Source organism: Curvibacter sp. AEP1-3, from assembly GCF_002163715.1.
Classification (GTDB): Bacteria; Pseudomonadota; Gammaproteobacteria; order Burkholderiales; family Burkholderiaceae_C; genus Allorhodoferax.
The window spans coordinates 4,230,304-4,242,791 of sequence record NZ_CP015698.1; the positions used below are offsets into that span (position 1 = coordinate 4,230,304).

The 12,488-nt window shown below is 61.7% G+C and carries 12 protein-coding genes; 5 read left to right on the forward strand and 7 right to left on the reverse strand.

Going from position 1 to position 12,488, the window contains the following annotated elements; translation table 11 throughout:
• Positions 1-135: 135 nt before the first annotated feature.
• From glnA to ntrC, 4 genes are all read left to right on the forward strand, one after another.
• Positions 136-1,551 (forward strand): type I glutamate--ammonia ligase, encoded by a 1,416-nt coding sequence (gene glnA / locus AEP_RS19810; RefSeq protein ID WP_087496986.1) that lies wholly within the window; start codon positions 136-138, stop codon positions 1,549-1,551.
• A 186-nt stretch (positions 1,552-1,737) separates the two neighbouring features.
• A complete protein-coding gene (locus AEP_RS19815) occupies positions 1,738-2,235 on the forward strand; it encodes a hypothetical protein (RefSeq protein ID WP_087496987.1) in 498 nt (165 codons plus the stop codon).
• Positions 2,236-2,306: 71 nt separating this feature from the next.
• Entirely contained in the window at positions 2,307-3,356 is a 1,050-nt protein-coding gene (gene glnL / locus AEP_RS19820; protein WP_087496988.1) for a nitrogen regulation protein NR(II), read from the forward strand.
• A gap of 33 nt (positions 3,357-3,389) precedes the next feature.
• The gene (gene ntrC, locus AEP_RS19825) at positions 3,390-4,934 is read left to right on the forward strand and encodes a nitrogen regulation protein NR(I) (RefSeq protein ID WP_087496989.1); all 1,545 of its coding nucleotides are present in this window, start codon (positions 3,390-3,392) and stop codon (positions 4,932-4,934) included.
• 108 nt (positions 4,935-5,042) lie between these two features.
• Here the strand turns inward: ntrC and AEP_RS19830 are convergent, their stop codons facing one another.
• Genes AEP_RS19830 through AEP_RS19845 form a run of 4 tightly spaced genes read right to left on the reverse strand, consistent with a single transcriptional unit; the run spans position 5,043 to position 7,866 of the window.
• A complete protein-coding gene (locus AEP_RS19830) occupies positions 5,043-5,816 on the reverse strand; it encodes an exodeoxyribonuclease III (RefSeq protein WP_087496990.1) in 774 nt (257 codons plus the stop codon).
• 56 nt (positions 5,817-5,872) lie between these two features.
• The gene (locus AEP_RS19835) at positions 5,873-6,487 is read right to left on the reverse strand and encodes a DUF4337 domain-containing protein (RefSeq protein WP_087496991.1); all 615 of its coding nucleotides are present in this window, start codon (positions 6,485-6,487) and stop codon (positions 5,873-5,875) included.
• A 12-nt stretch (positions 6,488-6,499) separates the two neighbouring features.
• The gene (locus tag AEP_RS19840; protein WP_087497446.1) at positions 6,500-7,006 is read right to left on the reverse strand and encodes a dihydrofolate reductase; all 507 of its coding nucleotides are present in this window, start codon (positions 7,004-7,006) and stop codon (positions 6,500-6,502) included.
• A gap of 11 nt (positions 7,007-7,017) precedes the next feature.
• On the reverse strand, positions 7,018-7,866 hold the full coding sequence (locus tag AEP_RS19845; protein ID WP_087496992.1) for a thymidylate synthase: 849 nt from the start codon (positions 7,864-7,866) through the stop codon (positions 7,018-7,020).
• A gap of 167 nt (positions 7,867-8,033) precedes the next feature.
• On the opposite strand from AEP_RS19845, the gene AEP_RS19850 reads away from it, so the two are divergent.
• Complete coding sequence (locus AEP_RS19850) at positions 8,034-9,374, forward strand: malic enzyme-like NAD(P)-binding protein (protein WP_335583057.1); 1,341 nt, start codon at positions 8,034-8,036, stop codon at positions 9,372-9,374.
• A 15-nt stretch (positions 9,375-9,389) separates the two neighbouring features.
• Here AEP_RS19850 and AEP_RS19855 read toward each other — a convergent pair whose 3' ends face one another.
• From AEP_RS19855 to AEP_RS19865, 3 genes are all read right to left on the reverse strand, one after another.
• A complete protein-coding gene (locus tag AEP_RS19855) occupies positions 9,390-10,547 on the reverse strand; it encodes an MFS transporter (protein WP_157673236.1) in 1,158 nt (385 codons plus the stop codon).
• An 83-nt stretch (positions 10,548-10,630) separates the two neighbouring features.
• A complete protein-coding gene (locus AEP_RS19860; RefSeq protein WP_198301867.1) occupies positions 10,631-12,055 on the reverse strand; it encodes an FAD-binding oxidoreductase in 1,425 nt (474 codons plus the stop codon).
• A complete protein-coding gene (locus tag AEP_RS19865) occupies positions 12,052-12,459 on the reverse strand; it encodes a DUF2069 domain-containing protein (RefSeq protein WP_087496994.1) in 408 nt (135 codons plus the stop codon). Before AEP_RS19865 ends, AEP_RS19860 begins: the two co-directional genes overlap by 4 nt.
• Positions 12,460-12,488: the final 29 nt, after the last annotated feature.

The following is a 12,488-nucleotide window of genomic DNA, read 5'->3' on the forward strand; positions in this document are numbered from 1 at the left end:
GGCAGGGGTGCAAAAGCACGTTTTAAGGATGCAAAATAGAGCGGTTTGTCGAATTTGCTTTGGTGCGTGCTTTGGCACAAAAGCTGCATTAACAGCAGGGCAAATCTTTTTACAACCGTGCAACAGGAGTATTTGATGGCCAAGACCGTCGCAGATGTGATGAAGATGGTGAAAGAGAACGAAGTCAAATTTGTTGACTTCCGTTTCACCGATACCCGTGGTAAGCAGCAGCACACCACTGTGCCTGTTTCGCATTTTGACGAAGACAAGTTCACCTCCGGCCACGCGTTCGACGGCTCCTCCATCGCCGGCTGGAAGGGAATCGAAGCTTCCGACATGTTGTTGATGCCCGATCCAGGCACAGCAAACATCGATCCTTTCTTCGAAGAAACCACCCTGATCATGAACTGCGATGTGGTGGAACCTGCCGACGGCAAGTCCTACGATCGCGATCCACGTTCCATCGCCAAGCGCGCAGAAGCCTACTTGAAGGCTTCCGGCATGGGCGACACCGCTTACTTCGGTCCCGAGCCAGAATTCTTCTTGTTTGACGGCGTGCGTTGGTCCACAGATGCCAACAACACCTTCTACGAAATCGAAGAGTACGAAGCTCCCTGGAACACCGGTTCCAAGCTCGAAGGCGGCAACCGCGGTCACCGTCCCACCGTCAAGGGTGGCTACTTCCCCGTTCCTCCCGTTGACAGCACGCAAGACATGCGCGCTGAGATGTCCCTGATCCTCGAATCCCTGGGCATCCCGGTTGAAGTGTTCCACCACGAAGTGGCGGGCGCTGGCCAGAACGAAATCGGCACCAAGTTCTCCACTTTGGTTGAGCGCGCTGACTGGACCATGTTGCAAAAGTACGTGGTGCACAACGTGGCCAATGCTTACGGCAAGACAGCTACTTTCATGCCCAAGCCTTACCACGGTGACAACGGTTCCGGCATGCACGTGCACCAGTCCGTGTGGAAAGACGGCAAGAACCTGTTCGCCGGCGACGGCTATGCAGGTCTGTCTGACTTCGCGCTGTACTACATCGGCGGCATCATCAAGCACGCACGTGCCCTGAACGCCATCACCAACCCAGGTACCAACAGCTACAAGCGCCTGGTTCCTCACTTCGAAGCTCCGGTCAAGTTGGCTTACTCTGCCAAGAACCGTTCCGCTTCCATCCGTATTCCTTTCGTGGCGAACCCCAAGGGCCGTCGCGTGGAAGCACGTTTCCCCGATCCATTGATGAACCCGTACCTGGGCTTCGCAGCCTTGCTGATGGCGGGTCTGGACGGCGTGGAAAACAAGATCCATCCCGGCGAAGCAGCCACCAAGGACCTCTACCATCTGCCTCCCGAGGAAGATGCAAAGGTGCCAACCGTGTGCCACAGCTTGGATCAAGCCTTGGAGCACTTGGACAAGGACCGCGCGTTCCTGACCAAGGGTGGTGTGTTCACTGATTCCATGATCGATGCCTACATCGACCTGAAGATGCAAGAAGTGACCCGCTACCGCATGTCTGTACACCCTGTCGAATACGACATGTACTACAGCCTGTAATCCCGGCGCTGCAAAGCACTGAGGCAAGCGAAAAAGGACGGCGCGAGCCGTCCTTTTTTCATGGAACACTTGCTCACAGATAGCCTCCCCCAAGTCGGGGATACTCGGGTGTTTTGTTCTTGGGCACTTTTTAGCGCATACTGAATCCCAGCGCTCACGAAAAGATAGCGCGGACACCGAAACAGCATGAAACCCACACTCCTGATTCTTTTGCTCACTGCAGGCGCCATCTCGGGCGTAGCAGCGCAGGAGCGCATCTACCGTTGCGGCAACGAATACACCAACACCGTCACTGAAGCCCAGGCCAAAACCTGCAAGCTCATTTCCGGTGGCAACGTCACGGTGGTGCAAGGGCAGAAGCCTGCCGGGGGTGGCGGCGGTGTGAAAGTGGCGTCTGCACCGAGCTCCGCACCGCGGATAGACAGTGCCGACCAGCGCGCCAAAGACTCCGACGCCCGCCTGATTTTGGAAGCCGAGCTCAAAAAAGCGGAAGCCCGCCATATCGAGCTGCAGAAGGAATACAACAACGGCGAGCCCGAAAAGCTGGGTCCCGAAGCTCGCAACCACCAGAAATACCTGGACCGTGTGGCGGAGCTCAAGGCCTCACTGGCCCGCAATGAGAGTGACATCGCCGGTATCCGCCGTGAACTCGGCCGCTTGCCTGCGGCGACCGTCAAGCAGTAAGCCCGTCTGCGCGTGGCCCCGGGCCGCTATGCTGACGGCAAATCCTTCATTTCATCCACCGGACAAGCCCCATGGAGCGCTTCCATTCTTTTGACTTGCTGGCCACGCTCGTGGCAGTGGTCACGGCCGATGCTTCGGTGCAGTTCTCGAACGCAGCCCTAGAGGATGCCTTGGGCATCTCGCGCCGGACCATCATCGGCTCCAACTTTGCCGAGGTGTTTACTGAGCCGGCCCAGCTGCACAGTGCCCTGGAGGGTGCGCTCGACAACGCGTTTGCGGCCTTGCGTTACGACGCTTTGCTCAAGCGCAACGGGCTCGATGCCATGCCCGTGCACGTGATCGTGACGCGTACGGAACTCTCCAATGACATCATTGTGGAAATGGTGCCCCAGGAGCAGCAGACCCGTCAGGACCGCGAAGAACGTCTGGCTGAACAGGCCCAGACCAATAAAGAGCTGATCCGCAACCTCGCCCACGAAATCAAGAACCCTTTGGGTGGCATTCGTGGCGCGGCGCAACTGCTCGAGATGGAGATGGAGTCTCCGGAGCTCACCGAGTACACGCAGGTCATCATCCATGAGGCGGATCGCCTGCAGAGTCTGGTAGACCGCCTGCTGGCTCCGCACCGCCGGCCTCACTTGGTGGGCGATGTGAATATTCACGAGGTGTGTGAGCGCGTGCGCTCCCTCATCCTTGCCGAGTTCCCCAAAGGCTTGCGGGTGGTGCGGGACTACGACACCTCCATCCCCGAGTTCCGGGGTGACCGCGAGCAGCTCATACAAACCGTGCTGAACATTGCCCACAATGCCTGCCAGGCCCTGGCCGAGCGCATTGCTGCGGGTGACGGTTGTGTGACATTCAAGACCCGCGTGACACGGCAGATCACCTTCGGCAAACAGCGTTACCGGTTGGCATTGGAATTGCATGTCATTGACAACGGACCTGGCGTGCCAGATTCGATCAGAGACCGCATTTTTTACCCGCTGGTGTCGGGCAGGGATGGCGGATCCGGACTGGGGCTCACACTGGCGCAAACCTTTGTTCAGCAACACCACGGTCTGATTGAAGTGGACAGCGTGCCGGGCCGTACGGACTTCAAAATCTTGATTCCGTTACCGTAACAGACCGACAAAGAATATAGGGTGCCGCACAACATGAAGCCGATTTGGATCGTAGATGATGACCAGTCCATCCGCTTCGTGCTGGAGAAGGCACTGCTGCGTGAGCACCTGCCCACACGCAGTTTTTCCAATCCACGCGATGTACTGACTGCGCTGAGCACCGCAGCAGACGATGAAGGCCCGCAAATCCTGGTGAGCGACATCCGCATGCCCGGGGGCTCCGGTCTGGACCTGCTCGAAAAAGTCAAGGCCAAACACCCCGGACTGCCCGTCATCATCATGACGGCCTTCTCGGACTTGGACAGCGCAGTCAGCGCCTTCCAGGGCGGCGCTTTTGAATACCTGCCCAAACCCTTCGATCTACCCAAAGCAGTAGAGCTCATCCGCCGCGCAGTGGAAGAAAGCCAGCGCGAGGAAGTAGCCGAAGAGCGCATGGCCGAGTCCCCCGAAATGCTGGGTCAGGCGCCCGCCATGCAGGACGTGTTCCGTGCCATCGGCCGCTTGAGCCAGAGCAACGTCACGGTGATGATCACCGGCGAATCCGGCTCCGGCAAAGAGCTGGTGGCCCGTGCGCTGCACAAGCATTCCCCGCGCGCCGATGGCCCGTTTGTGGCCATCAACACTGCAGCCATTCCCAAAGACCTGTTGGAGAGCGAACTCTTCGGCCATGAACGCGGTGCCTTCACCGGCGCGCAAACCATGCGCCGTGGCCGCTTTGAGCAGGCCGATGGCGGTACGCTGTTTCTGGACGAAATCGGCGATATGCCGTTCGAGCTGCAGACCCGTTTGCTGCGCGTTTTGAGCGACGGTCACTTCTACCGCGTGGGCGGGCACAGTGCCGTCAAATCGAACGTGCGTGTGATCGCTGCCACTCACCAGAACCTGGAGCAACGCGTCAAGGACGGCGTGTTCCGGGAAGACTTGTTCCACCGCCTGAATGTGATTCGCCTGCGCCTGCCGGCCCTGCGCGAGCGCAAGGAAGACGTGGCCATGTTGACCCGCCACTTCTTGCAGCAAAGCGCCAAGCAACTGGGCGTAGAGCCCAAGCGCATTTCGGATTCTGCACTGACCTGGCTGGAGGGCTTCAGCTTCCCCGGCAACGTGCGCCAGCTGGAGAACATCTGCCACTGGTTGACCGTGATGGCGCCAGCGCAGGTCATTGAACGCAAGGACCTGCCGCCTGAGGTGAGCCTGGGCCGTGCGGAAACCGGTGAACCTTTGGTGGCCAAGCCCGTGCTCACTGCTGCCCCTGAGGCGCAGCTCAAAGATGTGCCTCTGGATGCGCATGCCCATGCACCCGCGAGCCATGAGTCGGAAGACCTGTCGCACGTGCTGGCACGCGCGGCAGCGGCCCATGGACCGCTGGAAGGCTGGGAGGCCGAGCTGGAGACCGAGGCTGTGGCCTTGCTCGGCTCCGGTCAGCCCGAGGTGTGGGACACCTTGACCCGCCGTTTTGAGTCGCGCCTGATTTTGGCGGCCTTGGCCAATACCAAAGGCCGCCGCATTGAAGCCGCGCAAAAGCTGGGTATCGGCCGCAACACCATCACCCGCAAGATCCAGGAGCTGGGCTTGGAGTGAGTTTGAAGTAAAAAGAGCCGCTAGCGCCCAATAGATAAGCGCGAGTAGTTCCTGATTCGATAGCAAAAAGCCGGCGCATGCGCCGGCTTTTTTGTGGGTGGAGTTTGATCAGGCTGCCGGGTTGATATCCACCACCACCGGCGCGTGGTCGCTGGGGCGCTCGTTCTTGCGCGGGGTCTTGTCGATGGTGCAGGCCTTCACCAGTGGCTTGAGCGCGTTGCTCACCAGAATGTGGTCAATGCGCAGCCCGCGGTTGCGGCGGAAGCCCGCATCGCGGTAATCCCACCAGCTGTAGGACTTGGGCGGCTGCGGGAACAAGCGGTAGCTGTCGCACAGGCCCAGCGCTATCAGGGCGCGCAGGTGGTAGCGCTCTTCCTCGGTACAGTGGATGGTGCCTTCCAGGTTCACCGGGTCCCACACATCGTCCTCGTCAAAGGTGATGTTGTAGTCGCCCATCAGCACCAGATTCGGGTGCGCGGCGAGCTCGTCTTTCACCCAGCGGCGCAGCGCAGTGAGCCACTCCATCTTGTATTCAAACTTGTCGCTGCCCGGCTCTTGCCCGTTGGGGAAGTAAGCACCAATCACGCGTATACCCTCCACCGTGCCGGTGATCACGCGAGACATATCGTCGTCGAAACCGGGGATGTTCTTGATAATGTCGCTGGCGGGCGTGCGCGAGAGCAGGGCCACGCCGTTGTAGGTCTTCTGGCCGAACCACTGGGCGTGGTAGCCGATGGCCTCAAACGCGTCGGCGGGAAATTTGTCGTCGGTGAGTTTGAGCTCTTGCAGGGCGAGCACATCGACCGGGTTGGCGGCCAGCCAGTCCAGCACTTGGGGCAGGCGCACGCCTAAAGAGTTGACGTTCCAGGTAGCGAGTTTCATGGTTGTTTCCAAATAAAAACGGGCGCTAGCGCCCGTTTGATCTGCGCAAGCAGCTCCTAAATATGTAGCGCAGCCAGTGCGCCCACGGCAACACCCACACCGCCCACGCCGAACATGGCCAACTCCAGCCACTTCTTCTTGGTCAGTAGCGCAATGGCGGCCAGTGCAATCGCGACCTGCAGCACCGTGGTGGCTTGCGCCCAGCGGTGGTGCTGGTGCATTTGCTCATCGCTCTTGTGGTCCCACTCGGTAGCCTCAGCTTCCAGGGCTTCGGCCTTGGTTTTGATATCGGCCTTTTCGCCTTCGTAGCGGTCGATCTTGGCCTGGTACTTGGTCTTGTCTTCCGGCTTGGCGGTCAGGTCGCGGGCCAATTCGGCCAGGGACTGTTTGGTGCTCTTGGCCTGGAAGAAATTCCACTGGTTCGAGGCTTCGGTCTTCTTCAAGGCTGCGTTGTTCTTGTAAAGGCCGGCATTGGCCTGGGTGGCGCCGCCCATGTAGGCAAAGATGGCGCCCACGGTGGCGATGATGGCCGTGAACATGGCGATCTGGTTGATCATGCCGCCGCTGTGGCCTCCGTGCTCACCGCCGTGGCCACCACCATGTCCCCCTTGGGTGGCGTGCTCCAGCTCGTGGTCGTGGGGTCCGTGGACGTGAAAACCGCCGCCTGACATGTGCGAATCTCCTTAACTGCGTGTGTAAGTTACAAAACTGAAAGGCAGCCCGCTGGCTGCCACATGGCGTTCGCGGGCAGTCTCTTGCCACGCTGCGCCCAAGGTGGGGGCGAAGGCGTCACCTTCAAAGTCTTTCTCTATCTCGGTAACCACCGCCGTCTGCGCCACAGGCTCCGCCAGGGCGTAGAGCTGCGCACCACCAATGACCCAGACGTCTGTAGCCTGCTCACAAAGTTGTAGCGCCTCGCGCATGTCAGAGGCGCGCTGGGCACCGGTTTCGTTCCAATCTGGTTGGCGTGTCACCACGATGTTGGCGCGGCCGGGCAGGGGACGGAACTTCGGGGGCAACGAGTCCCAGGTCTTGCGGCCCATGATGACCGGGCAGCCCAGCGTAGTCCGCTTGAAGTGGGCCAGGTCTTCGGGCAAATGCCAGGGCAAGCAGCCGTGGATGCCGATCACACCGTTGGCGGCGCGGGCGTAAATCAGGTGAAGACGGGGCAGGGGGGCGGATGTGTGCATCGTGCCTGCCATCACACCGCGACCGGTGCCTTGATGGCGGGATGGCACTCGTAGCCCACTACTTCAAAGTCTTCGTACTGGTAATCGAAGATGCTCTCCGGCTTGCGCTTGATGTGGAGCGTGGGGTAGGCCATGGGGGTGCGGCTCAGCTGCAGCTCTACCTGCTCGGTGTGGTTGCTGTAGATGTGACAGTCGCCACCGGTCCAGATGAAGTCGCCCACGTCCAGGTCGCACTGCTGGGCCACCATGTGGGTGAGCAGGGCGTAGCTGGCAATGTTGAAGGGCACGCCCAAAAAGATGTCGGCACTGCGTTGATAGAGCTGGCAGCTGAGGCGACCGCGTCCGCCTTCGGTCTCGGCCGGCGCCACATAGAACTGGAAGAAGGCGTGGCAGGGCATCAGGGCCATCTTGCTCAGCTCGGCCACGTTCCAGGCGCTCACGATGATGCGGCGGCTGTCGGGGTTGCTTTTGAGCGTCTTGATGACGTCCGCAATCTGGTCGATGTGGCCGCCGTCTGGCGTGGGCCAGCTGCGCCACTGCACGCCATAGACAGGGCCCAAGTCACCGGTCTCAGGATTCGCCCATTCGTCCCAGATGGTGACGCCGCGCTCTTTGAGCCAGTTGTTGTTACTCGACCCGGTCAGGAACCACAGCAGCTCCTGGATGATGCTGCGCAGGTGCACCTTCTTGGTGGTGACCAGTGGGAAACCCTCGTTCAGGTCGAAGCGCATCTGGTAGGCGAACACGCTTTTCGTGCCGGTGCCGGTGCGGTCGGATTTGAAAACGCCCGTGGTGTGCACGTGGCGCATGAAGTCTTCGTACTGGCTGCGCACAGGGCGGAGGGTGGTGGGGCTGGTCATGGCTGAAATTGTAGGTCCGTCAGGGGTATGTCGTGCGCGCATGTGGTGAACACATTTCCGCATGGAATTCGGGCAATTTTCGCTGGCTGTGCGGCAGCAACGCGCGCAGAATCTGGCGCTCCGCCGGACCCGGCCTATCGCAATCCCTGCAGAAACGCATTCCACGCATGTCTACCTCCGCACCCCAGATGGCGGCCGCCCAGGCCACAGGTTCCGAACAACAACAGCAATTCGTGGGCGCCGACGGCAGCGTCAGCCTGCATGAAGCGGCGCTGGCCTACCACCGCGCACGGCATTCGGATGATATCGGCGGCAAGATTGAAATCCATGTGACCAAGCCCGTGAGCAGCCAGGACGACCTGTCGCTGGCTTACTCGCCAGGCGTGGCCGTACCATGCCTGGAGATTGAGCGTGACCCGGCACTGGCCTACGAGTACACCGCCAAGGGCAACCTGGTGGCCGTCATCACCAACGGTACCGCTGTGCTGGGCCTGGGCAACATCGGCGCGCTGGCGGGCAAGCCAGTGATGGAAGGCAAGGCCGTGCTGTTCAAGCGCTTTGCCGGCATCGACGCGTTTGACATCGAGATTGACGAGACCGACCCGCAAAAACTCATCAACACCATTGCCAGCCTGCACCCCACGTTTGGCGGCATCAACCTGGAGGACATCAAGGCGCCCGAGTGCTTTGAGATCGAGCGCGCTCTGCGGGCCCGCTTGTCCATCCCCGTGTTCCATGACGACCAGCACGGCACCGCCATCGTGGTGGCCGCCGGCCTGATCAACGCGCTGCACTTGCAAGGCAAGTCGCTGAATGCGGTCACGCTGGTGTGCAACGGTGCGGGAGCGGCGGCCAACGCCTGTCTGGAGCTGCTGGTGAGCCTGGGCGCCAAAAAGTCACACATCACCGTGTGCGACTCCAAGGGCGTGATCTACACCGGCCGTGGTGCCAAGGGCGACGACGGCGAGAAAGCCGCCTGGGCCCGTGACACCGCCGCCCGCACACTGGCCGATGCGCTGGCCGGTGCCGACGTGTTCCTGGGCCTCTCGGGCCCCGGCGTGGTGAACCAGGACATGGTGCGCAGCATGGCCGCCAAGCCAGTGGTGTTTGCGCTGGCCAACCCCGAGCCCGAAATCCGCCCCGAGCTGGTAATTGCCGCCTCGCGCGACGCCATCACCGCCACCGGCCGCTCGGACTACCCCAACCAGGTGAACAACGCGCTGTGCTTCCCCTACCTGTTCCGCGCCGCGCTGGACGTGGGTGCCCCGCAGATCAATGAAGACATGAAGAAAGCCGCCGTGCTGGCGCTGGCGGATTTGGCGCGTGAAGACGCGGCCTTCAGCAAAGACAAGCTCCTGCCCACCTTGCTGGACAAACGCCTGCTGCAAACCGTGTCCCTGCGTGTGGCGCAAGCGGCGGTGGACAGCGGCAGCGCCCGTCGTCCGTTTGATGCCGAGGGCTACAAAGGCCGGCTCGAACAGCTGGCCCGCAAACTGGCGCGGACCTGATCGACGCTGATCGGGTCAGGTCATCCGGTCCAGCGCGACGGCCAGTGCCAGCAGCGCCAGCAGGATGACCACCACGACCGGCATCACCGCGCCCAGCCCGGCCCAGGTCGCCAGTAGCCCGAAGCCGGCGGGAATGACCGAGCCACCGGCATAGGCAAAGGTCATTTGCCGGCCGATGACGGTGCGGGCCACGTCTTCCGGAAAGCGGCGCGCGGTTTCGTGCATCAGCGACGGAAACACCGGCGCACAGCCCAAGCCCATAAGCACCAGCCCGAAGCTGGCGGCGCTGCCGAATACACCGGGCAGGGCAAACACCAGAGCGCCCAGCGCAGCCACTGCAATGCCCAGCTGCACCAATTTGCGGTTACCCAAGCGGTTGGCGATCAGCCCCACCGCAAAGCGCCCTGCGGTGATGGAGCCGAAATACACCGACACCCAAATGCCCGCTTGCGCCTGCGTGAGGCCGCGGTCAGTCACCAGAATACTGGCCGCCCACAGGCCGGTGCCCATCTCGGCCGCCACGTAAAACAGGAACAAGGTTGGGGCCAACCAGGTGGCCAGCGGGCGCACGGGTTGGAAGGCAGCCTCTCCATGCGCGTCTTCGCCGGCGGGTGGTTTGGAGTGCTCTTTGGCCCAGAGTGACAAGGTCGCCCAGAGCACGACAGCCAGAGTCAGTTGCATCAGGCCGATGCTGCGTACCCCCAGCGCCCAGCCTCCGGTGCTTGCCAGTGCCAGGCCCATGATCAGCGGACCGGTGGTGGCGCCCACGCCCCAGAAACCGTGCAGCCAGTTCATGTGGCGGGAGGAGTAGTGCGCCGCCACAAAGTGGTTCAAGCTGGCGTCCACAGCGCCAGCACCCAAGCCCAGTGGCACCGCAAGTGCCACCAGCCAACCGAAAGAAGGGGCCACCGAGAAGCCCAATAGCGCCAGCGCTGTCATCAGGCAGCTGCTGGCCACCACGGCACCAGTACCCATGCGTTTGGCAATTGGCCCCGCAAAGAAGCTCGCAGTGGCCGAGCAAATCGTCATGGTGATGGTGATGGCGCCCACTGCCGCCAGCGGCTGGCCCATGTCCGCACGGATGGCCGGCCAGGCCACGCCCAGAATGCCGTCCGGCAGCCCCAAGCTGATGAAGGACAGATAGACGATGGCCAGAAGAATGAGGTGTGCCACGACGGGATCCTGAAAAATGAAGAGGAGTCGGCCTGAGTCTATATAAAACAGGCCCCTATCGCCGGTGGAATATGCGCGAGCAGCTACTCAATTGATAGCACTCTGCCTGGATTCATGAGATTTTTCGGATCCAGCGCGCCCTTGATGGCCCGCATGGCGTTCAAAGCCACGGGTGATTTGTGGTGCGCCAGCTTCTCGCGCTTCAGGCTGCCGATACCGTGCTCGGCGGATATAGAGCCATTGAAACGGTCCACCACTTCGTACACCAGGGTGTTGATGGGGCCTTCCTGGTCGCGCAAAAAGGCTTCTGCATCTGCGCCGTCCGGGGCTTGCACGTTGTAGTGCAAGTTGCCGTCGCCCAAGTGGCCGTAATTGACCAGGCGCACGCCGGGGAAGTGCTGCTCCAGCAACGCATCCACTTCGGTCACAAAGGCGGGAATGCGCGACACGGCAATCGATATGTCGTGTTTGATGTTCAGGCCCTCTTGCGCCTGCGCCAGCGGAATGCTCTCGCGGATGTGCCACAGCGCGCGGGCCTGGGCAATGTTTTCTGCCACCACGGCGTCGAGTACGCAGCCTCGTTCGAGTGCGGCTTCCAGCAGACGCTCGAATTGCTCACGCGCATGGCTTTCAGACTCGTGATCGGAGTTTTCCAGCACCACGCAGTAGGGACTCATTCCACCAAACGGCACGTTTTGCTGGGGAAAGTGTTTGCGCACCAGGCTCAACGCAAAGTCGCCCATCACCTCAAAGCCGGTCAGGCCGGAGTTCAGGTGCTGGTGCGCCAGCCCCAGCAGTTGCACGGCCGCGTCCAGCGAGGGGACAGCAGCAAAGGCGGTGAGTTGGGCCGCGGGCAGGGGATACATGCGCAAAGTGGCTGCGGTGATCACGCCCAGGGTTCCCTCGGAGCCGATGAACAGGTGGCGCAGGTCATAGCCGGTGTTGTCTTTGCGCAGTCCGGTCAGGCCGCTCCAGACCTCGCCCTGCGCGGTCACCACTTCCAGGCCCAGGCACAGCTCACGGGTGTTGCCATAGCGAACGACCTGCGTGCCGCCCGCGTTGGTAGCCAGGTTGCCGCCAATGGTGCAGCTGCCCTCGGCGGCCAGGCTCAGGGGGAACAAGAAGCCATCTTTTTCGCAGGCCTCTTGCAGCGTCTGCAGCACACAGCCAGCCTCTACCGTCACCGTCAGGTTAGCTGCGTCAATGGTGCGGATGCGGTTCAAGCGCTGCAGGCTCAGCAGTACCTGAGTGCCCGACGCATCGGGAATGGAGCCGACCACCATGCCGGTGTTGCCGCCCTGAGGCACCAGGCTCACGCCCGCTGCGGCACAGGCTTTCACTACAGCGGCTACTTCTTCTGTTGTGCCGGGGCGCACCACGGCCAAGGCGCGGCCGCGCTCGCGTTTGCGCCAGTCTTGTTCATAGGCGGTGAGGTCACCGTCGGTAAGTACATGGGCTTCACCGACGAGGGTGCGCAGCGTGGCGCGCAGGGCTTCTATATCCATCATGGGGCAGGGCGGGTGGTGGGTTCTTCGGGGTTGGCAGGCAGCGCCTTGGCGTGCTTCAGGCGCAGGCGGATATGGAAGGTGCAAGCCACAAACAGCACGATGCACAGCAGCACTTCCAGCAGGGCCAGCCAATTGCCGGGCGCCTTGTCGCTCCATGCGCGGACTACGCCCTCAGTGAAGTACAGCCACACCATGAGGCTGAGCCAGCGGTAGGTGTACATGCGGCTCTTGAGCAGGCCGGCCAGCGGTATGCACAGGGGCAATACCTTCAGGGCCAGCGTCCCGCGACCGGTGGGGGCCAACCACAGCTCCCACACCAGGCCCAGAAGAATCAGCGCAATCAGGCTGATGACGGCTGCCCAGCGGGCGATGACAACAGAGGAGGCGGGGGTAGCAGCTTGCACGGGGTGGGCGCCGGTTTATGGATAGCCGC

Excerpts from the sequence above, each read along its gene's own strand:
- AEP_RS19840 (WP_087497446.1), bottom strand. The coding sequence starts at position 7,006 with ATGCACACATCCGCCCCCCTGCCCCGTCTTCACCTGATTTACGCCCGC.
- AEP_RS19860 (WP_198301867.1), bottom strand. The coding sequence starts at position 12,055 with ATGATGGATATAGAAGCCCTGCGCGCCACGCTGCGCACCCTCGTCGGT.
- AEP_RS19845 (WP_087496992.1), bottom strand. The coding sequence starts at position 7,866 with ATGACCAGCCCCACCACCCTCCGCCCTGTGCGCAGCCAGTACGAAGAC.
- AEP_RS19835 (WP_087496991.1), bottom strand. The coding sequence starts at position 6,487 with ATGTCAGGCGGCGGTTTTCACGTCCACGGACCCCACGACCACGAGCTG.
- AEP_RS19815 (WP_087496987.1), top strand. The coding sequence starts at position 1,738 with ATGAAACCCACACTCCTGATTCTTTTGCTCACTGCAGGCGCCATCTCG.
- glnA (WP_087496986.1), top strand. The coding sequence starts at position 136 with ATGGCCAAGACCGTCGCAGATGTGATGAAGATGGTGAAAGAGAACGAA.
- AEP_RS19830 (WP_087496990.1), bottom strand. The coding sequence starts at position 5,816 with ATGAAACTCGCTACCTGGAACGTCAACTCTTTAGGCGTGCGCCTGCCC.
- ntrC (WP_087496989.1), top strand. The coding sequence starts at position 3,390 with ATGAAGCCGATTTGGATCGTAGATGATGACCAGTCCATCCGCTTCGTG.
- AEP_RS19850 (WP_335583057.1), top strand. The coding sequence starts at position 8,034 with ATGTCTACCTCCGCACCCCAGATGGCGGCCGCCCAGGCCACAGGTTCC.
- glnL (WP_087496988.1), top strand. The coding sequence starts at position 2,307 with ATGGAGCGCTTCCATTCTTTTGACTTGCTGGCCACGCTCGTGGCAGTG.